At 63.7% G+C, this 25,838-nt stretch carries 26 protein-coding genes and 1 tRNA gene; 16 read left to right on the top strand and 11 right to left on the bottom strand.

Features of this window, described 5'->3' with window-relative positions; all coding sequences use genetic code 11:
- Window positions 1-8 precede the first annotated feature (8 nt).
- Window positions 9-1,223 (top strand): MFS transporter, encoded by a 1,215-nt coding sequence (locus AC2FL1_RS01260; protein ID WP_496875741.1) that lies wholly within the window; start codon window positions 9-11, stop codon window positions 1,221-1,223.
- A 70-nt stretch (window positions 1,224-1,293) separates the two neighbouring features.
- Here the strand turns inward: AC2FL1_RS01260 and AC2FL1_RS01265 are convergent, their stop codons facing one another.
- Complete coding sequence (locus AC2FL1_RS01265; protein ID WP_496828062.1) at window positions 1,294-1,788, bottom strand: RrF2 family transcriptional regulator; 495 nt, start codon at window positions 1,786-1,788, stop codon at window positions 1,294-1,296.
- 104 nt (window positions 1,789-1,892) lie between these two features.
- Here AC2FL1_RS01265 and AC2FL1_RS01270 point away from each other — a divergent pair, with 104 nt between their 5' ends.
- On the top strand, window positions 1,893-2,321 hold the full coding sequence (locus AC2FL1_RS01270; RefSeq protein WP_496875742.1) for a carboxymuconolactone decarboxylase family protein: 429 nt from the start codon (window positions 1,893-1,895) through the stop codon (window positions 2,319-2,321).
- 69 nt (window positions 2,322-2,390) lie between these two features.
- Here AC2FL1_RS01270 and AC2FL1_RS01275 read toward each other — a convergent pair.
- A tRNA-Leu gene (locus AC2FL1_RS01275) sits at window positions 2,391-2,477 on the bottom strand.
- 141 nt (window positions 2,478-2,618) lie between these two features.
- Between AC2FL1_RS01275 and AC2FL1_RS01280 the strand changes: the two genes are divergently transcribed.
- Complete coding sequence (locus AC2FL1_RS01280; protein WP_496875743.1) at window positions 2,619-3,278, top strand: DsbA family oxidoreductase; 660 nt, start codon at window positions 2,619-2,621, stop codon at window positions 3,276-3,278.
- A gap of 57 nt (window positions 3,279-3,335) precedes the next feature.
- Window positions 3,336-3,986 (top strand): lipoyl(octanoyl) transferase LipB, encoded by a 651-nt coding sequence (gene lipB, locus AC2FL1_RS01285; RefSeq protein WP_496875744.1) that lies wholly within the window; start codon window positions 3,336-3,338, stop codon window positions 3,984-3,986.
- 6 nt (window positions 3,987-3,992) lie between these two features.
- Here the strand turns inward: lipB and AC2FL1_RS01290 are convergent, their stop codons facing one another.
- From AC2FL1_RS01290 to AC2FL1_RS01300, 3 genes are all read right to left on the bottom strand, one after another.
- Window positions 3,993-5,621, bottom strand: a complete 1,629-nt coding sequence (locus AC2FL1_RS01290; protein ID WP_496875745.1) for a bifunctional helix-turn-helix transcriptional regulator/alpha/beta hydrolase — start codon at window positions 5,619-5,621, stop codon at window positions 3,993-3,995.
- Window positions 5,622-6,008: 387 nt separating this feature from the next.
- Window positions 6,009-6,959, bottom strand: coding sequence for a cation diffusion facilitator family transporter (locus AC2FL1_RS01295; RefSeq protein ID WP_496875746.1), 951 nt, complete (start codon window positions 6,957-6,959; stop codon window positions 6,009-6,011).
- Between the two features lie 79 nt (window positions 6,960-7,038).
- The gene (locus tag AC2FL1_RS01300) at window positions 7,039-7,461 is read right to left on the bottom strand and encodes an HIT family protein (RefSeq protein WP_496828050.1); all 423 of its coding nucleotides are present in this window, start codon (window positions 7,459-7,461) and stop codon (window positions 7,039-7,041) included.
- Between the two features lie 210 nt (window positions 7,462-7,671).
- Here AC2FL1_RS01300 and AC2FL1_RS01305 point away from each other — a divergent pair, with 210 nt between their 5' ends.
- From AC2FL1_RS01305 to AC2FL1_RS01330, 6 genes are all read left to right on the top strand, one after another.
- Complete coding sequence (locus AC2FL1_RS01305; protein ID WP_496875747.1) at window positions 7,672-8,820, top strand: Acg family FMN-binding oxidoreductase; 1,149 nt, start codon at window positions 7,672-7,674, stop codon at window positions 8,818-8,820.
- On the top strand, window positions 8,817-9,278 hold the full coding sequence (locus tag AC2FL1_RS01310) for a MarR family winged helix-turn-helix transcriptional regulator (protein WP_496875748.1): 462 nt from the start codon (window positions 8,817-8,819) through the stop codon (window positions 9,276-9,278). The genes AC2FL1_RS01305 and AC2FL1_RS01310 overlap by 4 nt, the downstream gene beginning before the upstream one ends.
- 238 nt (window positions 9,279-9,516) lie before the next feature.
- A complete protein-coding gene (gene ctaD / locus AC2FL1_RS01315) occupies window positions 9,517-11,175 on the top strand; it encodes a cytochrome c oxidase subunit I (RefSeq protein WP_234137860.1) in 1,659 nt (552 codons plus the stop codon).
- A 210-nt stretch (window positions 11,176-11,385) separates the two neighbouring features.
- Window positions 11,386-12,297, top strand: a complete 912-nt coding sequence (locus AC2FL1_RS01320) for a glycosyltransferase family 2 protein (protein WP_496875749.1) — start codon at window positions 11,386-11,388, stop codon at window positions 12,295-12,297.
- Between the two features lie 59 nt (window positions 12,298-12,356).
- Window positions 12,357-12,833 (top strand): DUF2244 domain-containing protein, encoded by a 477-nt coding sequence (locus tag AC2FL1_RS01325; RefSeq protein ID WP_234184042.1) that lies wholly within the window; start codon window positions 12,357-12,359, stop codon window positions 12,831-12,833.
- Window positions 12,834-13,021: 188 nt separating this feature from the next.
- Complete coding sequence (locus tag AC2FL1_RS01330; protein WP_496875750.1) at window positions 13,022-13,774, top strand: prephenate dehydrogenase/arogenate dehydrogenase family protein; 753 nt, start codon at window positions 13,022-13,024, stop codon at window positions 13,772-13,774.
- Between the two features lie 48 nt (window positions 13,775-13,822).
- On the opposite strand, the gene AC2FL1_RS01335 is transcribed toward AC2FL1_RS01330, so the two are convergent.
- Entirely contained in the window at window positions 13,823-14,302 is a 480-nt protein-coding gene (locus AC2FL1_RS01335; RefSeq protein ID WP_234137856.1) for a GatB/YqeY domain-containing protein, read from the bottom strand.
- A gap of 188 nt (window positions 14,303-14,490) precedes the next feature.
- On the opposite strand from AC2FL1_RS01335, the gene carA reads away from it, so the two are divergent.
- Window positions 14,491-15,657, top strand: coding sequence for a glutamine-hydrolyzing carbamoyl-phosphate synthase small subunit (gene carA, locus AC2FL1_RS01340; RefSeq protein WP_496828040.1), 1,167 nt, complete (start codon window positions 14,491-14,493; stop codon window positions 15,655-15,657).
- A gap of 101 nt (window positions 15,658-15,758) precedes the next feature.
- Complete coding sequence (locus tag AC2FL1_RS01345; protein ID WP_496828038.1) at window positions 15,759-17,693, top strand: glycosyltransferase family 2 protein; 1,935 nt, start codon at window positions 15,759-15,761, stop codon at window positions 17,691-17,693.
- A gap of 46 nt (window positions 17,694-17,739) precedes the next feature.
- Here AC2FL1_RS01345 and AC2FL1_RS01350 read toward each other — a convergent pair whose 3' ends face one another.
- A complete protein-coding gene (locus tag AC2FL1_RS01350) occupies window positions 17,740-18,390 on the bottom strand; it encodes a GntR family transcriptional regulator (RefSeq protein ID WP_496828036.1) in 651 nt (216 codons plus the stop codon).
- Window positions 18,391-18,490: 100 nt separating this feature from the next.
- On the opposite strand from AC2FL1_RS01350, the gene AC2FL1_RS01355 reads away from it, so the two are divergent.
- Window positions 18,491-19,135 (top strand): pyrimidine 5'-nucleotidase, encoded by a 645-nt coding sequence (locus tag AC2FL1_RS01355; protein ID WP_496875751.1) that lies wholly within the window; start codon window positions 18,491-18,493, stop codon window positions 19,133-19,135.
- 6 nt (window positions 19,136-19,141) lie between these two features.
- On the opposite strand, the gene AC2FL1_RS01360 is transcribed toward AC2FL1_RS01355, so the two are convergent.
- Complete coding sequence (locus AC2FL1_RS01360; protein WP_496875752.1) at window positions 19,142-20,710, bottom strand: ComEC/Rec2 family competence protein; 1,569 nt, start codon at window positions 20,708-20,710, stop codon at window positions 19,142-19,144.
- 199 nt (window positions 20,711-20,909) lie between these two features.
- On the opposite strand from AC2FL1_RS01360, the gene AC2FL1_RS01365 reads away from it, so the two are divergent.
- Both AC2FL1_RS01365 and AC2FL1_RS01370 read left to right on the top strand, forming a co-directional pair.
- Window positions 20,910-21,158: a hypothetical protein gene (locus AC2FL1_RS01365; protein WP_496875753.1), complete on the top strand. Its 249-nt coding sequence runs from the start codon at window positions 20,910-20,912 to the stop codon at window positions 21,156-21,158.
- 76 nt (window positions 21,159-21,234) lie between these two features.
- Window positions 21,235-22,431: a UbiH/UbiF family hydroxylase gene (locus AC2FL1_RS01370; protein ID WP_496875754.1), complete on the top strand. Its 1,197-nt coding sequence runs from the start codon at window positions 21,235-21,237 to the stop codon at window positions 22,429-22,431.
- 55 nt (window positions 22,432-22,486) lie between these two features.
- Here the strand turns inward: AC2FL1_RS01370 and AC2FL1_RS01375 are convergent, their stop codons facing one another.
- Window positions 22,487-23,614, bottom strand: coding sequence for an aminotransferase class V-fold PLP-dependent enzyme (locus AC2FL1_RS01375; protein ID WP_496828027.1), 1,128 nt, complete (start codon window positions 23,612-23,614; stop codon window positions 22,487-22,489).
- 524 nt (window positions 23,615-24,138) lie between these two features.
- Here AC2FL1_RS01375 and hutC point away from each other — a divergent pair.
- The gene (gene hutC, locus AC2FL1_RS01380; protein ID WP_496828025.1) at window positions 24,139-24,840 is read left to right on the top strand and encodes a histidine utilization transcriptional repressor HutC; all 702 of its coding nucleotides are present in this window, start codon (window positions 24,139-24,141) and stop codon (window positions 24,838-24,840) included.
- Here the strand turns inward: hutC and AC2FL1_RS01385 are convergent.
- Both AC2FL1_RS01385 and AC2FL1_RS01390 read right to left on the bottom strand, forming a co-directional pair.
- Window positions 24,837-25,295, bottom strand: coding sequence for an Lrp/AsnC family transcriptional regulator (locus AC2FL1_RS01385; protein WP_496875755.1), 459 nt, complete (start codon window positions 25,293-25,295; stop codon window positions 24,837-24,839). The two genes, hutC and AC2FL1_RS01385, sit on opposite strands and share 4 nt — an antisense overlap.
- Complete coding sequence (locus AC2FL1_RS01390) at window positions 25,292-25,747, bottom strand: Lrp/AsnC family transcriptional regulator (protein ID WP_496828021.1); 456 nt, start codon at window positions 25,745-25,747, stop codon at window positions 25,292-25,294. The genes AC2FL1_RS01385 and AC2FL1_RS01390 overlap by 4 nt, the downstream gene beginning before the upstream one ends.
- Window positions 25,748-25,838: the final 91 nt, after the last annotated feature.

A 25,838-nucleotide genomic window follows, 5' to 3' on the forward strand; every position in this document is an offset into this window, starting at 1 on the left:
CGCAGTTCATGTTCGACGTGCTGCGCCACCGCGCCTATCGGCAGCTCTTTGCGGCGCAGGTGGTGGCGCTGACCGGGACCGGTCTGGCCACGGTGGCGCTGGGGCTCTTGGCCTATGATCTGGCCGGACCGCGCGCGGGTATGGTGCTGGGCATCGCGCTCACCATCAAGATGCTGGCCTATGTCTTTCTGTCGCCGCTCGCCGCCGCGTTGACCGAAGCCATGGACCGGCGCCGGGTGCTGGTGACGCTGGATCTGGTGCGGGCGGCGGCGGCGGCCTGCCTGCCGATGGTCACCGAGATCTGGCAGGTTTACCTGCTGATCTTTGTGCTCCAGGCGGCCTCGGCCGGGTTCACCCCGGCCTTTCAGGCCACCATCCCCGCCCTGCTGCCCGAAGAGGAAGACTATACCAAGGCGCTGTCGCTGAGCCGTCTGACCTATGATCTGGAAAGCCTGGTCAGCCCTGCACTGGCGGCGCTGTTGCTGGGGATGGTGAGTTTCAACGCGCTGTTTCTGGGCACTGCACTGGGCTTTGTCGGCTCGGCACTGCTGGTGGTTTCGGTCGCCCTGCCACGACCCGGCGCCAGCCGCACCGGGGGGCTGGCCTCGCGCAGCCTGCGGGGTCTGCGTCTCTACCTCGCCACCCCTCGGCTGCGCGGGCTGCTGGCGCTGAACCTTGCCGTGGCGATGCCCGGCGCCATGGTGCTGGTCAACACGGTGGTTCTGGTCAAAAGCGAGTTGGACGGATCGGACCGGATGGTGGCGCTGGCGCTGGGGGCCTTTGGCGGCGGCTCTATGCTGGCGGCGCTGGCCCTGCCTCGGCTGCTGGACCGTTTCAACGACCGGCCCGTCATGCTTGCCGGAGGCGTTGCCATGGCGGTGACCGGGCTGAGTCTGGCGCTCTGGGTAGCACTTTTTGATTTGGGCTCTGGCCCGCTGCTGCTGGCCTGGTTCGTCAACGGTATTGGCTTTGCCAGCGCGCTGACACCCTCGGGTCGGTTGTTGCGCCGCTCGGCAGGGCCCGAGGATCTGCCCGCACTTTTTGCGGCGCAGTTCTCGCTGTCCCATGCTTGCTGGCTGCTGGCCTATCCACTGGCAGGCTGGCTGGCAACGGTCACGACACCTCAGATTGCCCTGACTGTTCTTGCACTGATCGGCGCCGCGGGATGTCTGTCTGCGGCCCGTCTCTGGTCCCCCGCCGTTCCGCCCCAACCGCAGGCATGACAGTCAGATTTGCGGGGTCCAGGAGAATGCGCGCCCGGATCACGCCCGAAATCCGATTGGCCCGCCGCCCTCAGCGCTGTTTTTCCTCGATAAACCCACCGACCGCGCGCATGTTCTCGGGCCCGATCTCGGCGCGGGCATCCGCCATCAGATCCGCCAGCGACTGGCCCCGCAACGAGGCGCGCCACGCCTGTTCAGCGACCAACATCCGCCGCTTTATGAAACAATCCTTGCGATAGGCGCAGGGGTCATTGCTGGTCACCTCGCCCTTGCGCCGAATCTCGCGGCAGACAAAAGACGGACCAGGACCATCCACCGCCTCGACCACATCGAGCAGCGAGACCTGCTCCGGCGCGCGTGCAAGGCGAAAGCCGCCACGCGGTCCCGGCACCGCCTCGGCCACACCGGCGGCTGTCAGCGCGCGCATATGTTTGAGCAGATAGCTTTCCGACAGGCCGTGCAGGGTGGCGAGATCACGCCCGGACAGAACCTTGCCCTCTGGAAGCTCTGCCAGAACCGCAGCACAGTGCAGCGCCGCTTCGACCCCATCCCCCAATCGCCGCATGCCTTCCCTCTCTTTGGTTCCGCCTATCCCGCTTGCGCCGGTCATTCATGGATATAAACTATCGATGATTCGACTGCAACACCCGCATGAAAGGACACTTAACAATGCGCTTCAACTTCACCAGACAAACACCTCAGGTCTTTGACGCGATGCTGGCGCTCAACGACGCTATCTCTCAGGCCAATTCCGACAGCCGCCTGGTCCATCTGACCAAGATCCGGGTGTCGCAAATCAACGGCTGCGCCTATTGCGTCAACATGCATGTGAAAGAGGCACAGCAGGACGGGCTGCCCGATATGCTGCTGCATCTGATCGCGGTTTGGCCTGAAACAAGCGTCTTCACCGCCCGAGATCGGGCCGCGCTGGCCTGGGCCGAGACACTGACCCGGCTCGAAGGCTCCGAGGTTTCGGATGCGGATTATGACGACGTGCGCGCAGAGCTGTCTGAACAGGAAGTGGCCGCGCTGACTGCTTCGATCGGGATGATCAATCTGTGGAACCGCATGGGCGTCGGCGCCCACTTGCCGGTCTGAGGCGCGACAGGCGGCGTTCGCACGGGATGCGGGCGCCGCCATAAGAGACACAGATACCGGATTTGAGAATGGTGCGGTCGAGAAGACTCGAACTTCCACGGGTGTTACCCCACAGCGACCTCAACGCTGCGCGTCTACCAATTCCGCCACGACCGCACTGCCAGTGACTTGGTAGAGCGGCGTATAGACGAGGGTTGTCGGGATGTGAAGAGACAAAAACACATGACTTTGATTTCTTGAACGACGCCCTATCTGCTAGCGGATGGCACGACACGCCCCAGTCTCAGGAGTCCGCAGTTGACCGGTCAATCCCCTCGCCCCGAACTTCAGATCGACATCGTCTCGGACGTGGTCTGCCCATGGTGCATCGTCGGGTTTCGCAAGCTGGATCAAGCGCTTGCGGCGACCGGCGTGCTGGCTCGGCTGCGGTGGCATCCGTTCGAGCTGAACCCGCAGATGGGACCCGAGGGCCAGAACCTGCGCGAACATATCATGGAGAAATACGGCTCGACGCCAGAGCAGAGCGCCGAGGCGCGCGCCCGGTTGACGGCAATCGGGGCCGAGCTGGGGTTCACTTTCAATTTCACCGATGACAGCCGCATCGTGAACACCTTTGCGGCGCATCAACTGCTGGACTGGGCCGAGGGTCAGGGCCGCCAGCATCCGCTGAAACAGGCGCTGTTCGCGTCCTATTTCACCGATGGGCGCGATGTGTCGGACCAGGCGGTTCTGCTCGACGCGGTAGAGGCGGCTGGGCTGGACAGGGAGGCCGCGCAAACGGCGCTGACCTCGGGCGCGCATCAGGCGCCGGTGCGCGAAAAGCAACGGTTCTGGGCTCAACACGGCATTTCCGGCGTCCCCTCGATGCTGTTCGGCGGCAAATACCTGCTGACCGGCGCCCAGGGTCCCGAAACCTATGCGCAGGTGATCCAGCGGTGCCTGGCCGAGGCGGCCTGACGGCGCCCCTCCCCCTGCCCCCTTCCCCTGTCCGGGTCCGCGCGATATGACAGCGCCATGGAATGGAAGATCACCGACGGGCTGACCGATTACGACGAGGCCGTGGCCTTTATGGAGGCGCGCGCCGCCGCGATTGCGGCGGGCGAGGCCGAAGAATGCGTCTGGCTGTTGGAGCACCCACCGCTCTACACCGCCGGCACCTCGGCCCGGCGCGAAGACCTGACCGATCCGGACCGGTTCCCTGTCTATGACAGCAAGCGGGGTGGACAATATACCTATCACGGACCCGGACAAAGGGTGGTCTATGTCATGCTCGACGTGGGTAAGCGCGGCCATGACGTGCGCCGCTTTGTCCAGCAACTCGAGGAATGGGTGATCGCCGCATTGGCCGAGTTCAACATTCGCGGCGAAATCCGCGAGGGCCGGGTCGGCGTCTGGGTCAAGCGCGAGGACAAGCCGCTAACGCTCAGTGGCCAGCCCGCCGAGGACAAGATCGCCGCCATCGGCATCCGCCTGCGAAAATGGGTCAGCTTTCACGGCATCTCGATCAACGTGGAGCCTGATCTGAGCCATTTCTCGGGCATCGTGCCCTGTGGCATCACCGAATATGGCGTGACTTCGCTGGTCGATCTGGGCTTGCCGGTGACCATGGGCGATGTGGATGTGGCCCTGCGTCAAAGCTTCGAACAGGTGTTCGGCACCGGGTAACCGCGCTCAGCCCGAGGAAATCAGCGTATCAAGCGCGTCCAGAACAGCATCGGGGCGCTCATAAATCAGGAACTGCCCCACCTCTTCGAACCGGTGGAAACTGGCGCCCGGAATGCTCGCGGCGAAACGGGCCGTCTCGTCCACCGGCACCACAGGATCAAGCGCCCCGTGCAGATGCACCACCGGACAGGTGCCGCCATTGCTCAGGCGCTGCCAAGGGGACACCATGGTCAGCGCGTCGGCCTCGAACCCGGCCGTGCCGGATTGGGCCGCGAACCGGTATCCCGCATGCATCAGCGCCGCAAGGTCGAGCCGGTCGACCACCTGACGCTCGTGGCTGCCGGGGGGATAGAGCGCGTCCATGAAACGCCCCACCTCTTCACTGTCGATCAGGGCAATCCCGGCCCGCACGAAAAACGGCAACAGGGCGGGCGTCCACCTTGCGGTCATCGCCATCATCCGCTGCCGGCGCGCCATGCCGCTGAGCTGTGCACGCCGCAACAGCGGGCCGCTGGCGGCAACCGCGACCATGCCCGCCAGGCGCGGATCGCCGCCCGCGCGCAGAACATATCCCGTCACAGCCCCGGCCATATGCCCCAGGATCGCAACCCGTCCCAGCGCGAAGCGGTCCATCAACTCCAGCGCATGGGAGGACATCACGCGCAGCCCGGTCTCGACTCCCTTGACCGGATCGGACAAGCCATAGCCCGGCCGCACCGGAGCCAGAACCCGCAATCCGCGCCGGGCAAAGTCGTGCTTGAGATACTCCAGCGGTGCCATCCCGTCGAGCATGCCATGCAGGTAGAGGACCGGCCGCCCGCCCGGATCGCCGCATTGATAGAGTTGCATCCTGTAGCCGCTGCCCATGTCGAGCACATCGTCGTTCAGATCGACTGCGCCGGGATGCCCACCCAGCCGTGACTGGTTACCGCGATCAATCAGGAAGGCGACCAGCCGGATCAGATCCACCTGTCCCGGCGCGCCCGTCTTGGCCAGAACCGATTTCGCCTGGTTGCGGACCGTATGTTCCGATCGACCGGATATCTGTGCAATCTCGCGAAGGCTGCGCCCTTCCATCAGGTTGCGCACGATCTCGATCTCGGCAGGTGAAAGTCCGAACGAACCCACCAGCACCCGTTCGGCGGCCGGCGTCCATTGGTAATCGAGCCCCTCGATCATCACCTGGCCGTTCCCCTCGGGGCTGCTGATCACCCGCGCGATCAGGTGGCGCGGACGCAGATCGGTGGTCAGCACAACCTGCGGGATCCTGATGTCGCCCGACCGCGCGGCCCCGACCATACGATCCAGCATCTGTTCGCCACTCGAGGCAAGATGCGCGGCGAGCTGCGTCAGATCCGAAGCCCCGCCCAGCAACTCGCGCGCCTGAGCGCTGGCCGCGCGTATCTTGCGATCGGGGCCGGCCAGAATCACATGTCCCGGCGCCCCCTCGACCCGACGCTCCATCTCGGATTGCGGCGCCTTTCGGCCCAGTTGCTCCAGAATGACATGCGCGCGCTGGAAATGCTGTTGCAGCTCGGAATCTACCGCGACCCCTGCCGTCGCAGCTGTGAAACTATCGGCGGCCAGCTCGGCATCGCGGGTCATCATGCCGATATGCGATTCCCAGATCTCCATGACGTCTTCGTAGAGATCGGGCCGCAACACCGTCTCGTAAATCGCCGTAATGACCTGCTCGCGGCTTGGCGGCGTGTGGTATATGGACTCGTCCCGGATCGCGCTTCTCCCTTGGCCTACTATACAGCTAGTTCAACCTTGACAGCTGACAATCACCCGAACGGGTCAGGGAGAAAAAACGAAATTCTTCTGCAACCGCGAAAAATGACCCAAATGGGTCATGTGACGAAAAAATCTTCGTGGCAGACAGGTCTTACCGTTCAGTGAGTGAGTGGTGTTTTGATCAAGTCCGGCGCGGTCGCCTGTCCCCATGACGGTATCTGCGCTCATTCTTCCGGTTCTGCCGTCCCGCCCCAAGCGGGACGGCAATTTCTTTTGCAGGCTGCGTCAGGCGCTGCCGATCCGCTGCGGGCACGAACAGGCATGAGCGGCGCATTCCATCTCGAGCGTGACATGGGCGATGTCGTGCCGTTCCTCCAGCAAGGCCTTGACCCGCGTCTTGATTGCATCGGCCTGATCCCAGGCGCCGGGTGCAATCACCAGATGCGCGCTGAGCGCGGCGGTATTCTCTTGCAGGCTCCACAGATGCAGGTGATGCAACGATTGCACGCCCTCAACAGCTTCGATTTCCTGCGCCACGCCCTCGGGGTCGTAGCCCGGCGGCGTGCCCAGCATCAGCACCGCGATCGCGGCGCCGATCTCGACCCTGACATGCCACAGGATATAGGCCGCAATCATCAGCGTCACCAGCGGATCGACCCAGGTCCAGCCAAACCAGATCACCGCGCTGCCTGCCACGATCACCGCAACCGAGCCCAGCGCATCGGCCAGATTGTGCAAAAAGGCGGCCCGGATATTCATCGAGGTCTTGGCCATCGACCAGGTCAGCGCCGCCGTCACCAGATCGATGACGAGCGCCAGCGCGGCGATCCAGACCACCAGCCAGCCGTCGATGGGCTGCGGATCGAGAAAGCGCATGATCCCCTCGTAAACAAGGTAGAGCGCCAGCACGATCAGGGTGGTATAGTTGATCAGTGCCGCGATCACCTCGGCACGACCATAGCCATAGCTCATCCGCGCATCTGCGGGGCGCCGGGCGATGCGCCGGGCGCCAAAGGCGATGATCAGCGCCACCGCGTCCGAGAAGTTGTGCAGCGCATCGGCGATCAGCGCCAGCGAGCCCGACAAGAGCCCACCCACCACCTGGGCAAGGGTGAGCACCATGTTGACCGCGATGGCCCAAGCAATGCGCGCATCGCCTGCTGATGGGTCGATGTGATGGTGGTGGTGCCCGCGGGTATGAGTATGGGCCGATGCGGCCTCATGGTCATGTGGCATGAGAAAGCGTTCCTGATTCCGGTTCGCTTTCTCACCTAATTGCTACAGGGGCTGTAGGTTCAAGAGGCGATCTGACTTCTTACCCCAGGGCGGCGCGAATCTTTTCAGCCTGTTCGGCAATCACCGCCATGTCACCCATCTGCCCCGGCGGGCGCAGGCGCTCGCCTTCGTGGCGTGGCAGGACATGGAAATGTAGGTGGAACACCTCTTGCCCGCCCGCCGCTTCGTTGAACTGCTGGATGGTCACGCCCTCGGCACCGAAGGCGGCCATCACCGCATGGCTCAGCTTTTGCACCGTCGCCATCACGGCGGCCAGCTGCGCGGGGCTGGCATCCAGCAGGTTGCGGCAGGGCGTCTTGGGGATCACCAGAAGATGCCCGTCGGCCCGCGGCATGATATCCATGAAGGCAAGCGTGTCGCCATCCTCATAGACCCGGGTCGAGGGGATCTCGCCCCTGAGGATCTTGGCAAAGATATTGTCGGGATCATAGGCCATGGTCATCCGTCCTGTTCTGTACGTCGCCCGAGTAGTGGGCGAGGCATCCGATCGGGTCAAGCCGCCGCCATGGGTTCTTGCCGCCCCAACGGACCCCGGGTCGTGCGGCATCTCAGGGGAACCGAAAGGAAGGCAGAGGGCATGAGCGGGTCCGCTCTTGATTAGGTTCGATATCGAACCATATATAGCTCCACATCGAACCTAAGGAGCTTTCCCATGAAACGTAGAGGTTTTCTGAAACTTGCAGGTGGCGGCGTCATACTCGCGGCAGGCGGAGCGGCGTTGTTCGCGGCAACCCGCAGCCCGGGCAAGGCGCTCGCACCTTGGGCGATTGCAGGTGGAGCCGCCTATGCCGACCCGCGGATGAACGCGTTGTCTTATGCTATTCTCGCCCCAAACCCGCATAACCGGCAGCCCTGGCTGGTCTCGCTGGAGGGCGAGCATACCGCCGTTCTGCGCTTTGATACCGAACGACAGCTGCCCCATACGGACCCGTTCGACCGGCAATTGACGATCGGCCTGGGCTGCTTCCTCGAACTGATGGTGATGGCGGCACAGGCAAACGGGTATGCCGTCACGCTCGACCTGTTCCCCGATGGCAGTTCCGAAACCGGCCTTGACGACCGGATCGTGGCCCGGGCCCGGTTCAGGGAGGATTCGTCGCTGGCACCTGACCCGCTCTGGCCTTATGTGCTGGCGCGGCGCTCGAACAAGGAACCCTTCGACACCGAGCGCGCGGTGTCCGCGACCGACCTCGACGCGCTCCTTGCCAGCACGAAACATGGCACCCGCCTCGGCGGGTCGGTCGCCCCGGACGAGATCGGCTTTTGGCGCGAGTTGTCGGCGCAGGCCCTGCGGATCGAAATCGAAACCCCGCGGACCTACAAGGAAAGCGTCGAGTTGTTCCGCATCGGCAAGGCGGAAATCAACGAGAACCCGGACGGGATCGACTTTTCCGGCCCGATGTTCGAATCCCTCCGGCTGGCGGGTCTTTTCGACCGCAACGTCGCGCTGGACACCGGCTCGGTGGCCTATTCGCAGGGGATCGAGGCTGTCATGGACAATTGCCTCAGTGCCATGGGACATATCTGGATGACCACCGCCGCCAACACCCGTATGGATCAGATCGCCGCCGGTCGTGACTGGTTGCGGGCCAACCTGGCCGTGACCCGGGCCGGTCTGGGCATGCAACCGCTCAGCCAGGCCTTGCAGGAATACCCGGAGATGGCGGAGCTGTATCACCGGGTTCACAACCGGCTGGCGCCGGATGGCGGCACGGTTCAAATGCTGGCGCGCATTGGCTATGGTCCGGATATTCCGGTCAGCCCCCGCTGGCCGATCGAGGCAAAGATGGTAACGGATTGAGCAAGAACGACAAAAGCGGCGAAGTTTCGGCAAGCGATATCTTCGCCTTTTTCAACGAGATCGGGATCATCAACCAGCTGTCCTCGACATTGCTGGCGCGGACACTGCCGCAGGGGGTCCACCCGTCGCATTTTGGGATCGTCAACCACCTGTACCGGCTGGGAGACGGCAAGACACCGATCAGCATCGCATCCGCGATGCAGGTCTCGAAGAACACCATGACCCATTCGCTCAGGGTACTGGTGGACCATGGCCTTGTCACCGTGGTTCCCAACCCCGGTGACGCGCGTGGCAAGCTGGTGTTTCTGACGCCCGAGGGGCGGCGCTTTCGCGAGGAGTCTATCCAGCGCGTCACCGCGCGCTTTGGGCATCTGTTCAAGCCCGAACATGTCGAGGCGATGCTGCGCATCCGCGAGGATCTGAGCAGTATCCGCCGCCATCTCGACGAAAACCGCTGATCCTGTCTGCCAATGGCGGCACCTCTCGGTCGCATGTTGTCTTGCCGGTCCGTTTCGCGCCCGAAAGGCGGCCCAAGGCGGCAAGAGCGGTCGTCATTCAAGAGGGGTGCGGCCATTTATCTTGATCCAGATCAAACTCCGCCATTGATGCGCCCTGCCTCACATTCTAAAACCGCAAGGAATCCGCGCGGCCCGGAGCGTTTCGGCTGTGCGTAGAAATCTGCAAGGAGGCACCTAAATGGCAGACGCAGCCATTCATGGTCACGGGCATGAGGACAATCGCGGCTTCTTCACCCGCTGGTTCATGTCGACCAACCACAAGGATATCGGGATCCTGTACCTGATCTTTTCGGCGCTGGCCGGTCTGATCTCGGTGCTGATGACCGTCTACATGCGGCTCGAACTGATGGAGCCGGGTGTTCAGTACATGTGTCTGGAAGGCTTCATGGCCGATCCCTGCACGCCGAACGGCCATCTGTGGAACGTGATGATTACCTATCACGGCGTCCTGATGATGTTCTTTGTCGTCATTCCGGCCCTGTTCGGCGGTTTCGGCAACTTCTTCATGCCGCTTCAGATCGGTGCGCCGGACATGGCGTTCCCGCGCATGAACAACCTCAGCTTCTGGCTCTATGTCGCCGGTACCTCGCTGGGTGTGGCCTCGATGCTGACGCCGGGTGGCAACGACCAGCTGGGTTCGGGCGTGGGCTGGGTTCTGTACCCGCCGCTGTCGACCACCGAAGGCGGCATGTCGATGGACCTGGCGATCTTCGCCGTGCACCTGTCGGGCGCCTCCTCGATCCTGGGTGCGATCAACATGATCACCACCTTCCTGAACATGCGTGCCCCCGGCATGACCCTGTTCAAGGTGCCGCTGTTCTCGTGGTCGATCTTCGTGACCTCGTGGCTGATCCTGCTGTCGCTGCCGGTTCTGGCCGGCGCCATCACCATGCTGCTGATGGACCGTAACTTCGGCTTCACCTTCTTTGACCCGGCCGGTGGCGGCGACCCGATCCTGTATCAGCACATCCTGTGGTTCTTCGGCCACCCGGAAGTGTACATCGTGATCCTGCCCGGTTTCGGCATCATCAGCCACGTGATCGCCACCTTCGCGCGCAAGCCCGTCTTCGGCTATCTGCCGATGGTCTGGGCGATCATCGCGATCGGTGTTCTGGGCTTTGTCGTCTGGGCGCACCACATGTACACCGTAGGCATGAGCCTCAACCAGCAGGCCTATTTCATGCTGGCCACCATGGTCATCGCGGTGCCGACCGGGGTGAAGGTGTTCAGCTGGATCGCCACCATGTGGGGCGGCTCGATCGAGTTCAAGACGCCGATGCTGTTCGCCTTCGGCTTCCTGTTCCTGTTCACCGTCGGCGGTGTGACCGGCGTGGTGCTCAGCCAGGCCTCGGTCGACCGGGCCTATCATGACACCTATTACGTGGTTGCCCACTTCCACTATGTGATGAGCCTGGGTGCCGTGTTCGCCATCTTTGCCGGCATGTATTTCTACTTTGCCAAGATGACGGGCCGCCAGTACTCCGAGTTCTGGGGCAAAATCCACTTCTGGATGTTCTTCATCGGCGCCAACCTGACCTTCTTCCCCCAGCACTTCCTGGGCCGTCAAGGCATGCCGCGTCGCTACATCGACTATCCGGAAGCCTTCGCCTATTGGAACAAGATCTCGTCCTATGGCGCGTTCATCTCGTTCGCCTCGTTCCTGCTGTTCTTCGGCATCGTGTTCTATGCGCTGTTCCGCGGCGCCCGCGAAAGCCGCAACAACTACTGGAACGAATATGCCGATACGCTGGAGTGGACCCTGCCCACCCCGCCGCCGGAACATACGTTCGAGACCCTGCCCAAGCAGGAAGACTGGGACAAAGGCCACGCACACTAAGCGCCTGAGCCAGAAAAACCAGAAAGGCCCCCGGCGCATCCGCGCGGGGGCCTTTTCCTTTTCTCTCGCCCTACCATCGCCCCTACCGGCAGGCGTTGCAAAATCTCAACGCCGGGCACGGCACCGACGCCGGTCCAAAACCGCAGGCTGTACATACCCCAGGATTTGTGGAGACTTTGTCAAAAAATAGAACAAGTTTCGAGGCAGTTCATGAAAGCGACCTGGAGCATCTTTTCCATGGTCAGGGAACCCGTTCACATCCTGCGCCGGTTTGTTGATCACAACCTGGACGCCGGTGCCAGCTATGTGCACCTCTTTTTCGACGACCCCGACGATCCAGCCATTGACACTTTCGCAAACCAGCCCGGGGTGATCGCCCAACGCTGTGGTGACGATTACTGGCAGAGCATGAACCGACGGCGTCCCCCCTTTGTCGAACGACGCCAGCTGCTCAACGGCCGTGTCGCCTATGATCGCTGTCTGACCGACTGGCAGGCCCATTTCGATGCCGACGAGTTGATGGTGACCGATGGGGCGCCCCTCGGCGCGCAACTGGCGACTGTCCCCGAAAGCTACCAGACCGCCCATCTGGGCACGCTGGAGCCGATGATCCCGCCCAAGGAACATGAGGGGCCAACTCCCTTTCGCCGCTCTGTCCGGCATCTGAAATTCCGCGCCCGGCGGCGTGTCTATGGCGATGACCTTCAGATCTTTCGCAACGGGCTGTTTGGGCATTACCAAGGGAAGTCGATCCTGCGCGCAGGGCTTGAGGGGTGGGGCCACGGCATTCACTTTCCACGCCCCCCGTCGCGTGAGACCAAGAATGCGGTCTTCAAGATGGACAATGCCTGGATCGCGCATATGCATTGCGAAAACCGCGATCTGTGGGTGAACCGGACGCTGAGGAAAATGAGCGACGGCACCTATAACCTGCGCACCGGAAACTACGAAATCCTGCGCCAGGTAGCCCCCGAGGCAGAACTGGAGAACCCCAGCGAACAGGACCTTCTGGAACTGCTATCGGGCTTCTACGACCGGGTCAGCGTGCTGTCCGAGGACCTGCGTGCGCGTATGGAGGCATTGGACCTGCTGCAATATCATCAGGTCGAACTCCTCGATTGAACCGTTGCTGCGGCAACGCGGGCTATGGACGGCGGCCGCGGTCGTGATACCTAAACGCCATGCCCTATGACTGGAAACGCACCGATACCCTGCAAGAGCTGCATCTGTGGCCGCACAACTCGTTGCCGCCGCGCGGAGCGGCCGCCTTGGTGCTGTCGATCTTTGCGCTTGGGGCACTCCCGCTGATCGCGGTCTTGGGGTCGCCACTGTTGTGGGGGTTGTTGCCGTTTCTTTTGCTGGCGGTCGCCGGGCTGTGGCTGGCCATCGAGATGAACTATCGCCAGCGCCGCATCCTCGAAATACTGACGCTCGACCCCGAACGCGCGCATTTGGTGCGCCACAACCCGCGCGGGGCGGTGCAGGAATGGGACTGCAACCGCTATTGGGCGCGCGCCACCATGCATGCCCATGGCGGGCCGGTGCCCCATTACGTGACCCTGCAGGGTGGCGGGCGCGAGGTCGAGATCGGGGCGTTTCTGTCCGAGGATGAACGCATCGCGCTCTACGACGATCTGCGGGACATGCTGGCGCGGTGATTGACAGGTCCGCCGCAGCAAGCTAGGCAAACGACATGCAACGGACACGCGCCTTTGTCAGCACCGTCTATTATCCGCCGTTCACATAACGGCGGCTGCATTTCCTGTTCACCCGCCGCGATCCGGCGGTCCGAACAGTTTCTCACTTGACCACATGACCCGGCATCGCGGCCCCTTCGGAGCCTGTCATGTCCTGTCACCTTACCTTTACCTCGGTCGGCCTCTTAGGTTTTGGCGCTTTTGGCCGCTTGATCGCGACGCATCTGACGCCGCATCTGCCCTGCCTGATCCATGACCCCGCCCTGCCCGATGGCATCAACCGCCCCGCCGGCGCACGGGCTGTCCCGCTGATCGAGGCGGCGGGCTGCGACCTGGTGATCCTGGCGATGCCCGTCGCGGGCATGGCCGAGGCCTGCCGCACCATCGCCCCGCATCTGCGCCCCGGTGCGGTGGTGGCCGATGTCGGCTCGGTCAAGATGACCCCGGCTGCGATCATGCAGGCGAACCTGCCCGGCCATGTGGCGCTGATCGGCACCCATCCCCTGTTCGGTCCGCAAAGCGCGCGGCACGGCATCGCCGGTCACAAGATCGCGCTTTGCCCCTTGCGGGGGCAGGCGCATCTGCCGGTGGCTGCCTTTCTGCGGGCGCGGCTGGGGCTGCGGGTGATCCTGACCACGCCCGAGGCACATGACCGCGAGGCCGCCACGGTACAGGGGCTGACCCATCTGATCGCCCAGGCGTTGAACCGGATGGGGCCGTTGCCCGACCGCATGACCACCGCCAGCTTCGATTTGCTGAAACAGGCGGTCGAGATGGTACGCCACGACCCGCCCGGCGTCTTGACCGCCATCGAAAGCGCCAATCCCTTTGCCCCGCGCGTGCGTGAAGAGTTCCTGAGCCTTATCGCGGGACTGGACCGCAGCTATGCGCGGCGACAATAGAAAAGGCCCGCGCGGGCGGGCCTTTCGATTGGTCCTCACAAAGTCGGATCAGCAATTTCCGGCGGCGCAGAGCTGATCCTTGACCATCGGGCCGACCTTGCCGAAATCCATCTGGCCGGTATAGCGCGCCTTCAACTCGCCCATCACCTTGCCCATATCGCGGATCGACCCGGCACCGGTGGCCGTGATCGCCGCGCGCACGGCGTTCTCGACCTCGTCCTCGTCCAGCTGCTTGGGCAGGAACTCCTCGATCACCGCGATCTCCTGACGCTCGCGCTCGGCCAGATCCAGCCGCCCGCCCTCTTCATAGGCGCGCGCGCTTTCCTGGCGCTGCTTGGTCATCTTGCCCAGAATGGCCAGAACCTCGGCATCGCCGCAACAGGCGGCCTCTTCATCGCCGCTGCCACGCACCGCGATATCGCGATCCTTGATCGCCGCATTGATCAGACGCAGGGTCGACAGCCGTTCGGCGGCCTTGTCCTTCATCGCCTGTTTCAGCGCGGTATTCACACGTGCCCGCATATCCATCAGAACTGCCCATCCCCTGACATTGTTCAAGTTCCCGAACATAGCGAAAGAAAAAGCACGACACAACCGGGGTGATATATCGTTAAGTCATTGAAAAACAACAAAAGCGCAAAAATTGATCAGGGTTGACCCAGGGCCACAAGACCCTTAGGTATGCGCCGATTTACCCAGAGATAGAGAGTCGCGCCATGGCCCAGAACCCCCTGTCCAAGCCCACCGCATGCCTGGTTCTGGCCGATGGAACAGTGTTTTACGGCACCGGCTTCGGCGCCACCGGCCAGACCGTGGCCGAGTTGTGTTTCAACACCGCGATGACCGGTTATCAGGAAATCATGACCGACCCGTCCTATGCCGGCCAGATCGTGACCTTCACCTTCCCCCATATCGGCAATGTGGGCGTCACCCCCGAGGATGACGAGACGGCCAACCCGGTGGCCGCCGGGATGGTGGTGAAATGGGACCCGACGCAACCGTCCAACTGGCGCGCTGCCGAAGAGCTCAAGGGCTGGCTGGCCCGGCGCGGCAGGATCGCCATTGGCGGTGTCGATACCCGCCGCCTGACCCGCGCCATTCGCCAGCAGGGCGCGCCGCATGTGGCCTTGGCCCATGACCCCGATGGAAAATTCGACCTTGCCGCGCTGGTCGCTGCGGCGCGCGGCTTTGCCGGGCTCGAAGGCATGGACCTGGCCAAGGACGTGACCTGTGCCCAATCCTATCGCTGGGACGAGATGCGCTGGGCCTGGCCCGAGGGTTATGCCCGGCAGGAGGCGCCCAAGCACAAGGTGGTCGCCATCGACTATGGTGCCAAGCGCAACATCCTGCGCTGCCTCGCCTCGGCAGGTTGTGACGTGACCGTGCTGCCCGCCACCGCCACCGCGGCCGAGGTGCTGGCACATGCGCCCGACGGCGTGTTCCTGTCGAACGGACCCGGCGACCCGGCGGCGACAGGTGAATATGCGGTGCCGATGATCCGCGAGATCCTCGATACCACCGCCCTGCCCGTCTTTGGCATCTGCCTCGGCCACCAGATGCTGGCGCTGGCGCTTGGCGGCCGCACCGTCAAGATGAACCACGGCCATCACGGAGCCAACCACCCGGTCAAGGATCTGGAAACCGGCAAGGTCGAGATCACCTCGATGAACCACGGCTTTGCCGTCGATGCGCAGAGCCTGCCCGAGGGCGTGGTGGAAACCCATCGCTCGCTGTTCGATGGCTCCAACTGCGGCATCCGCATGACCGAACGACCCGTCTTCTCGGTGCAATACCACCCCGAGGCCAGCCCCGGCCCGCAGGACAGTTTCTATCTGTTCGAACGCTTTGCCGAAGCGATGGACGCACAAAAGGCCGATGCCTGACAAAAAACCTGCAATCTCAGCCGGTTTTGTCTGCCATTAACGCTCTATTAACCTGAACTGCGCAACCCTGACTCCCGGAACGGTTGTCGGGGCTGCGCATCATGAGCGACCTACATCTCAGGCTAAGCTCTGCCAGCCTTGCGCATCCGGCGCCGGAACCGCACCTGCCTCTTGGCCGATACCTGGTGCGCAGCGGGGTGATCAGCCAGGCCCAGCTGGTGCAGGCCCTGCAAATGCAACTCTGGCTTGATGCGCCGATCGGTGAGATCCTGATCGCCGAGGGCTGGGCCGAACCCAATGACATCCTGCGCGCGCTGGCGCTTCAGAACGGGGTGCAATGGGTCGATCTGGCCGCTGATCCGCCTAGGGACGAGTTATGCGGGCTGATGCCTCACGATTTCTGGCTGCGTCATGGTGCAATTCCCTGGATGCGCCTGGGGCCCATGGTCATCGTCGCCACCGCACGCCCCGACCTGTTCGACCGGCTGCGCGCCGAGATGGCGCAAACGGGTATCCTGCTGATGCCGGCGCTTGCCAGCCGCGATCAGATCGACGCGGCATTGGCGCGACGCTATGCCGTCACCCTTGCGCAGCTGGCCGAAACCCGGGTCGCGCCGCGCTATAGCTGCCGGACCTGGAACTGGCGCAGCCGGATACCGGGCAGCCTGGCGCTGCTGGTTCTGCTGGGATTGCTTGTACTGGCGCCGGTACAGGGATTGACGCTGCTGTTCCTGACCGCCGTTCTGACCCTAGCGCTGTTTGCGGGGCTCAAGGCGGTTGCCCTGGTGGCCCATCTCATGAGCCAGTCGCATCTGACCGCACCGCATCCGCCCTCGCCCGGCACCGATATAAAGGGGGTGCGCCTGCCCAAGATCTCGATGCTGGTACCGCTCTACAAAGAGCGCGAGATTGCCACCGCACTGGTGGCCCGCCTCGGCCGCCTGACCTACCCAAAAGCGCTGCTGGACGTCATCCTGGTGTTGGAGGAGAAAGACGACGTCACCCGTCAGACCCTGGCCCAATGCACCCTGCCCGCCTGGATGCGGGTGATCGAGGTGCCCGGCCACAAGGGGCTGACAACCAAGCCCCGCGCGATGAACTATGCGCTCGATTTCTGCCGGGGCGAGATCATCGGCGTCTGGGATGCCGAAGATGCGCCGGTCGCTGACCAACTCGAACAGGTCGCGGCCCGGTTCGCCCAGGCGCCCGAAGAGGTGGTCTGCCTTCAAGGCATCCTGGATTACTACAACCCGCGCAGCAGCTGGCGGGCACGATGTTTCACCATCGAATATGCCAGCTGGTTCCGCATCGTGCTGCCGGGTATCGCCCGCCTGGGCCTGGTGGTGCCGCTGGGTGGCACGACGCTGTTCTTTCGCCGACGCGTGCTGGAGGAACTGGGCGGGTGGGACGCGCATAACGTGACCGAGGATGCCGATCTGGGTGTGCGCCTCTGCCGGGCCGGGTACCGGACCGAGCTGATCGACACGGTGACCTATGAAGAGGCGAATTACCGCTCCTGGCCCTGGGTCAAGCAGCGCTCGCGCTGGCTCAAGGGCTTCATGGTTACATATCTGGTGCATATGCGGGCACCGCTGCGGTTGTGGGCCGAGCTGGGCACGCGGCGCTTTCTGGGCGTACAGGCCTTCTTTCTAGGGACATTGGGCCAGTTCCTGCTGGCGCCCGTGCTGTGGTCCTTCTGGCTGATCCTGTTCGGCCTGCCCCACCCGCTGGACGATGTTCTGTCGGCCCCGGTCCTGATCCTGTGTACCGCCATCTTCGGGGCGACCGAGCTGCTGGGACTGGCGATCGGATTGGTCGCGGTCTCGGCGGCAGAGCGCCGATTCCTGATCCCCTGGACGCTGACCATGCCAGTTTATTTTCCTCTGGGCGTGCTGGCCGCCTACAAGGCGCTTTATGAATTGGTGGTGAATCCCTATTTCTGGGACAAGACCGAGCACGGTCAGGCCAGCGAGGAAAAACCGGCCCAGCTACCCGTCGCGACCGATGAACAGGTGCGGGAACAGGGTTTTCATTAAAACCCTGTTAACAGGATTTCTTCGAAATCCTGCCGTGGCCTCGTTCTCAGCGCCGTTCGCGGCTGTCGGCGTCCAGCTTCAATCGGGTCATGAACGCGATCGAGATATGGTCCTTGAGCGCCTTTTCGGCCCCATCCTCGTTGCGCGCGGCGATGGCCTCGACGATCCCCTTGTGCTCGCTCTGCGCGATCTCGCCGCGCCCTTCGGCGGCCAGCGAGGTGGTCGCCATCAACGCCATGGTCCGGTGCACCAGGTCAAGCTGCTGCACCAGATAACGGTTGTGCGAGGCCAGGTGGATCTGTTCGTGAAACCGCCGGTTGGCCCGACTCAACGCCTTGGGATTGCCCACCAGCTTGTCATCGGCCACCACCATCTCGCGCAGCACCGCGATCTCTTCGGCTGTGGCATGGCGCGCGGCCAGCCGCGCCGCCAGCCCCTCCAGCTCGCGCCGGACCTGATAAAGCTCTGCCATCTGGTTGTGATCCAGCGAGGCCACGATCATCGAACGCCCGTCGCGTTCCAGCAGCGACTGGGTCTCAAGTCGCTGCAGCGCCTCGCGGATCGGTGTGCGCGACACCCCGAACCGTTCGGCCAGTTCGCTTTCCACCAGCCGGTCGCCAGGCTTGTAGATGCCGCTGTCAATGGCTTCGAGGATCAGGTGATAGGCGTCTTTCTGCGCCGGGCGGCCCTGGGTCATTGCTGTTCTCTTCTCCCTGTTCGGACTTGTGTATCCGCCGGGACCCGCCCGGATCAACCCTGCCATTGCGCACACGCGCTATCTGCCCTAGATCCGGGCCATGGTGCGCGAAGCTTTCTCTCATGTGACGACCTGGGTGTTCGATCTGGACAACACCCTTTATCCGCCCGCGATGCGTCTGTTCGACCAGATCGAAGTGCGGATGACAGCCTATGTGATGGAGGCGCTCGGCGTCACCCGGGCCGAGGCCGACCGCCTGCGCGCGCACTATTGGCGGCAATACGGCACCACGCTCGCCGGGTTGATGCGCGAACACGGGCTCGACCCCGATCCCTATCTGGTGGCGGTGCATGAGGTGGACATGAGCCACATGACCCCCGACACCGCGCTGGCGAGCCATATCCGCGCCCTGCCCGGGCGCCGCATCGTCTATACCAACGGCTCGGCCCCCTATGCCGAGAGGGTGCTGGCCGCGCGCGGGCTGACAGGCCTCTTCGATGCCATCTATGGGGTCGAGCACGCGGGATACCGGCCCAAACCAGAGCGCGCCGCGTTTGAAGAGGTGTTCACCCGCGACGGGGTGATCCCCGAGCGCGCCGCCATGTTCGAGGACGACCCCCGCAACCTGACCGCCCCGCACGAGATGGGGATGCGCACGGTACATGTGGCCCCCGATCCGCACCCGGCGGAGCATATCCACCACCATACCGACGATCTGACCGCGTTTCTGTCCCGGCTGACCTGAGGGTGCTCAGTGCCCATCGCCCAGCACGGGCAGGAACCCACCGCTTTCGGGGTCGCGCCGCATCTCGTAATAGAACCAGCGCCGGTGCGCGGGCGCCTTTTCCTTACGAAAGGCGATCACTGCGTCGCGCCCGTCGGTGCGCAGGTTGATGGCCCCATAGACGCCCACGTTGCGGCGGAACACCTCGTCCAGCAGCTTGCGTTTGGCCGCGCGCATCTCTTTCAGCGCCGCCGCATCCGCCGCAGCGCCCTTGGCCAGCTCGGCCTCGATCCGCCCGTTCAGCCGGTCGAGTGCCGGGCGCAGGTCGTCGCGCTCGCGCTCTCGCGTCGATCGGAGCAGCTCGGTCGACAGCAGCAAGGGCCGCGCCCCGGCGCCCGTCTTGCCCAACAGGCCCAACAGGTCGGGGCGCGGATGAACGTGCCCCTCTTCATCGCCCGAGGACACCACATAGGCCGCCGGATGGGCGGCGAACAGAAACTCCTCGGTCACATCGGACGAGCCATGATGGCAGGTCTTCATCAGATCGACACCGAACCGCTCGGCAGCGGCCGAAATGGCTTCGGGCCTGGCGATCGCCTCCAGTTCGGTCTCAGTCGCCGCCAGCGGCAGCGAGACCGGCACATCACCATAATGCTGCATCAGAAAGCACTCGGCCGAAGTATTCAGGTCACCGCCGAACAGCACCCGGAACCCGTTGAAATCCAGCCGCAAAAGGACCGAATGGCCGTTCTTGGTCTTGCCCTCATCCATGGACCGCGACGTCGGCTTGTCACCAAAGGCGCGCAGACGCGGCTGGCCAGTGGCATCGGGTTCGACGACCGGCCCCAGAACCTCGATGGTGATCAGCCCGCCGTCAGCGGGAGCAAAGCCCGGCAGCCAGGCGCGCCCGTCTTCCTGCACCGCATGGGCGGTGGTCAGCGCGGTGACCGGGCCGATCCGGTCCGCCTCCAGCGCGGTCTGCATCAGCTTGGGATAGAGCTTGCGCCCGCGCCGGGCCGGATCGGACAGCAGCGTCCGCATCTGTGCGTCGGTCTCAACGATATCGGTCAGGAATCCGCCCTGTTCCGGCCCCAGCAGATCGTCGCCCATCCGTTCGACCAACCCACTGTGATAGACATGCTCGATCCGCAGGCGGCGGTTCTCGAAGATCGGCTGAAAACCGCGATAGTGGTCGGCATCCGGATGGGTGATGATGGCGGCATGGATCTGGCCCGAATTGTCGAAATCGCGGAACCGCCAGTTCAGAAACCCGTTGGTATTGCGCCCGATCCCGGCGTCGATCACCATCACCCGGGGCGGGTGATGGTGGCCCGGTTCGGTCAGGATACAGGCATCGCCCTGCCCGATGTCGAGAAAGATCAGCTCCAGCACGCGCTCGTCCTGCAACTCGGCGCGTTTCATCAGATAGGGTTTCTTGCCATAGCGGACATGGGTCCAGGTGGCGTCGACGGGATCGCGCACGTCGATCCAGTCGCCCCAAAGCACCTGTTTGACCTTGCGGCGGCTGGTTTTGCCGTTCTTTTCAACGTCACGGTAAAGGTAGCTGACCGGACCGCGCGCATATTTCAGCGTCATGGGAAATCTCCGCCCCCAATACAATTCCCGGATGATAACACAAAAGCAGAGTCGCCGCGCATCTCTGCTCCGCTCGGCGCGATCAGCGGCACCGCGCCGCAGGGGATGCGGCATCGCGCTGCACTGCGGCAAAAGGTGACCTTTAGACTCAGGTTCCAAAACCTATCTGCCCCCTGACAGATAGTTGAAAGGACCTGACATGAGCGCCATCGACCTGCCCCGCAACCTGCCCTTGGGCCAGCGCCTGCTGTTTTCCGTGCCTCTGCTGGGCCGCATCGCGAAGGAAGTGGCCTATGGCGACAGCGACAATATCTATTACGCCATTGTCGCCGGGCTCAGCCTGTGGGGCATCGCCATCCTGTTGTTCGGCATTCCGGGCCTCTACATTCCGGCGCTGGCGCTGGTTCCGGTGATCTGGGCGGTGCTGATCCTGATTACCCGCGGCTGAGTGCGCCGGACAGGATGTCGCTTGGCACCCCGGCGCGTTCCGGCATAGGGTGCCGCGCAACAGACGGAGCCTGCCCATGCACGAGAACTGTGACATCCTGATTTCCGGCGGTGGCATCGCCGGGCTGACCGCGGCGGCCGCCTTTGGCAGCGCTGGATTCTCTGTCATCTGCGTCGACCCGGCCCCGCCGGTGACCGAACGCGACGTGGACGGATCGGACATGCGCACCACCGCATTTCTGCAACCGGCGCAAGTGCTTCTGGAAAACTGCGGCCTCTGGGCCCGGCTGGCCGATCATGCAGCCCCCTTGCAGATCATGCGCATCATCGATGCGGGCGGCGCGGTGCCCGAACCGCGCGTGGTGCGCGATTTCAATGCCGCCGATCTGAGCGACAAGCCCTTTGGCTGGAACCTGCCCAACTGGCTGCTTCGGCGCGAGATGGTGGCGCGGCTGGCCGAACTGCCCAATGTGGATTTCCGCCCCGGCACCGCCACCAGCAGCCTGTTCACCCGCACCGCCGAGGCCCGCGTGGGGTTGAGCGATGGCAGCCGGGTGACCTGCAAGCTGGTGCTCGCCGCCGACGGGCGCAGCTCACCCATGCGCGAGGCGGCGGGGATCGGGGTCAAGACCACCCGCTATGGGCAAAAGGCACTGGCCTTTGCCGTCACCCACCCGATTGCGCATCAGAATGTCTCGACCGAGATCCACCGCTCGGGGGGGCCCTTCACCCTGGTGCCGCTGCCCGACTGGCAGGGGCAGCCTTCGTCTGCGGTGGTCTGGATGGAGCGTGGACCAAAGGCGCTGGAACTGCTGGAGATGGCGCCCGAGGCGTTTGAGGCGGCGATGACGGAACGGTCCTGCGGGTTGTTCGGGCCGCTGAAACTGGCCTCGCGCCGCACCATCTGGCCGATCATCAGCCAATCGGCAGAGCGGCTCTCGGGCGAGCGGATCGCGCTGATGGCCGAGGCAGCGCATGTGGTGCCGCCAATCGGCGCCCAAGGGTTGAACATGTCGCTGGGCGACCTGCGCACATTGCTGGAGCTGGCGCAGGCCCGGCCCGAGGGCCTGGGCGATGCGCAGATGCTGGCCGCCTATCACAAGGCGCGTCATGCCGAGATCGAGCTGAGGGTGAAGGGGATAGACCTGCTCAATCGCGCCTCGATGGTCGAGGCGCGTCCCTTGCGGGACGCGCGCGCGATGGGGCTCAACGCGCTTTATTCACTTGCCCCGGTCCGACGCACGCTGATGCAGATGGGTCTGGGCGTGCGGTGAGCCCCGGGGCGCTGCCCCGGACCCCGGAGTATTTTGGACCAGAAAGAAGCAGGTGTCAGAGCACCTGGTCGAGCACCCGCTTCAAGCGATCGATGGTGCCCTCGACATCATAGAGCTTGTCGAGACCGAAGAGGCCCAGCCGGAAGGTGCGGAAATCGGCCGGTTCATCGCATTGCAGCGGCACGCCAGCAGCGATCTGCATGCCCAGGGCGGCGAATTTCTTGCCGTTCTGGATCTCGGGATCGCTGGTATAGCTCACCACCACACCCGGAGCACCGAACCCTTCGGCGGCGACAGAGACGATGCCCTTGCGCTTGAGCAGCGCGCGCACGCCGTTGCCCAGCGCCCATTGCGCCTCGCGCAGTTTGTCGAAGCCGTAGTCGCGGGTTTCGGCCATGGTGTCACGAAAGGCGCGCAGCGCGTCGGTGGGCATGGTGGCGTGATAGGCATGGCCGCCGCCCTCATAGGCCTTCATGATGTCGCGCCATTTCTTCAGGTCGATGGCGAAACTGTCCGACTGCGTCTCGGCCAACCGTGCCTCTCCGCGTTCGGACAGCATCACCAGACCGGCGCAGGGTGACGCGCTCCAGCCCTTTTGCGGCGCCGAGATCAGCACATCCACGCCGGTTGCCTTCATATCGACCCAGACGCAGCCCGAGGCGATACAATCGAGCACCATCAGCGCGCCCACCTCGTGCGCGGCGGCCGCCATGGCGGTGATATAGTCATCGGGCAGGATCACCCCGGCGGCGGTTTCCACATGAGGGGCAAAGACCACATCGGGTTTCTGCTCTCGGATGGCCGCCACCACATCTTCGATCGGGGCCGGGGCAAAGGGTGCGGTGCTTTCATTGCCGCTGCGGCGGGCCTTCATCACCGTTGTCTCGGCAGTCAGACTGCCGGTCTCGATGATCTGGCTCCAACGATACGAGAACCAGCCGTTGCGCACCACCAGCACACGCGCACCACGCGCGAACTGGCGTGCGACCGCCTCCATCGCATAGGTGCCACCGCCGGGGATGACGGCCACGGCATCGGCATTGTAGACCGCAGCCAGCATGTCGGAAATGTCCCGCATCACCTGTTGAAAGGCCGTGGACATATGGTTGAGCGAACGGTCGGTGAAAACGACCGAGAATTCCTCGAGCCCATCGGGATCGACAGTATCCAGTAGTGCGGCCATGGTGGGCTCCTCTCCTTGTTCCGGGCTCTTTCATGGCCGCTCTACGACGCCGGGTAAAGGGGGGGCGCGCGGTCGGGCGTCTTGACCACGCGGGTGGAACCGGGGCTTTGCCCCGGACCCCAAGGTATTTTTGAACAGAAGAAAACGGATGATGCGCTGACTGTGCCCGGGGCCGCCATGCTCGGATGCTTGCGGGCAAGCACGGCGCCGTGACCTCCCAAGCGAATCGCTGCGGGCAGGGAATGGCGCGCAGGACGGACGCATTGAGGGCGTTCGAACGACCGGGTAGCGCGGCTGCAAAGAGATCAACCCTTCGTTGTGAAGCTGGGGGCGTGCCTGCGCCGGGCATCTTTGCCTCGTTAACCTCAACACGTTAACCTTAATACAGACGCTGTTCTTTCCCTGCATCGCATATGCGTGATGTTGACGGAGATATGACGCTACTTAGGGTCAACTCCCCTTTACTCTTTCCGAAAAATGCGGGCACAAACACGCACGGAATACAGGTAAAGGACCAGTTACCCTTGAAACAAAAGAAGCGAACCAGCTTTCATGCCGTCCGCGACGAGGTGAAACGCCGGATCGAAAGCCGGATTTGGCCGCAAGGGACATTGCTTCCAACCGAATCGGAACTCGCAGACGAGTTCGGCTGTGCACGCGCCACGGTCAACAGGGCCTTGCGCGAGCTGGCCGAGCAGGGATTTGTCGAGCGCAAACGCAAGAGCGGCACCCGGGTCAAGACAGCGCCGGTCCGGCAGGCCCGTTTCGAAATCTCGCTGGCCCGCCGCGTGGTCGAAGAACAGAATGCCCAGTACCGCTATGCGCTGGTCGAGCGGGCGGTGATCACCGCGCCCGCCTGGCTGGCCTCGCAACTGGGGATGCACGCCGGCACGCAGGTCCTGCACCTGCTGTGCATGCATTATGCCAACAACCAGCCCTTTCAGCTTGAAGAGCGCTGGGTCAGCCTGTCCGCCGTCCCGGCGATTGAACAGGCCGATCTGAGCCGGATCGGCCCGACCGAGTGGTTGCTGACCGCGATCCCCTTTACCGATGCCGAGATCGCCTTTGGCGCCATCGGCGCCGACGGGCGGCTGGCCGAGTTCCTGTCGACCTCGATCGGCATGCCGGTGATGCAGATGGAGCGCACCACCTGGCTCAAGGGCGAACCCGTGACCTTTGCACGTCTGACCCATCATCCCGGCTTTCGCATCCGGACCGAATATTAACCGATCGGGCCAGCCAGGCGTTCTTCGCTGAGCAGCACATTGGCCTCGACCTCGCCCGCGCCGGGCAGGGTCATGATGCGGCGGCGCAGGACGCGTTCGAAATCGCTGAGGTCGCGCGCCACCACGCGCAGGCGATAGTCGTAAAGGCCAAGCACATGTTCGACCGTCTGCACCTCGGGGATGGCGCTGACGGCGCGTTCGAAATCCTCGAGGCTGACGCGCCCCTTGCGCGCCAGCTTGACCCCCAGAAACACCGTGACGCCAAATCCCAGCGCCTCGGCGTTCAGGCGCAGGCGGCGGCCCTTGATCACGCCCGCCTCCTCCAGCCTGCGGATGCGCCGCCAGGTGGCGGGTTGCGACAGGCCGAACCGGCGCCCCAGCGCGCCCGCGCTTTGTGTTGCGTCCTGCGCCAGCGCGCGCAGCAGCTTGCGGTCGATCTCGTCCAGTTCGGTCATACCGGCAGCACCTCGTTGCGCTTGAGCCGCGCGATGTGCATCAGCGCCTCGATATCAGCGATATGCGGCAGGGTCAGGATGCGGTCGCGATAAAGCTGCTGGTAATGGGCCATGTCCCGCGCAATCACCGACAGGCGCACATCGACCCGGCCCAGAAAGGTCTGGATCTCGATCACCTCGGGCACCTTGCGCGCGGCCTCGATGAAATCGTCAAAGGCGCGCGGCTGGGTCTTGTCGAGCGTGACGCGCAGGCTGACCTCGACCGCAAAGCCCAACGCCGCCCAGTCGATCACCGCCTCTTGCCCCTGGATTATGCCGGCGGCCTGCATCTTTTCGATCCGCCGCCAGCACACACCCGAACTGATCCGGCAGCGCTCGGCCAATTCGGCGGCGCTCAGACTTGGGTCAGTCTGGTAATGGCGCAGGATGCGGCGGTCGATATCGTCGAGCATGATTTTTCCGAACTTTTGATATTTGACGAATTATCTTTCATCAAGTTGACGGAATCTCAACCTCAATCCTCTCGCACCTCGGCGTTTCAAC

Source organism: Ruegeria sp. YKSF070 (assembly GCF_059612725.1).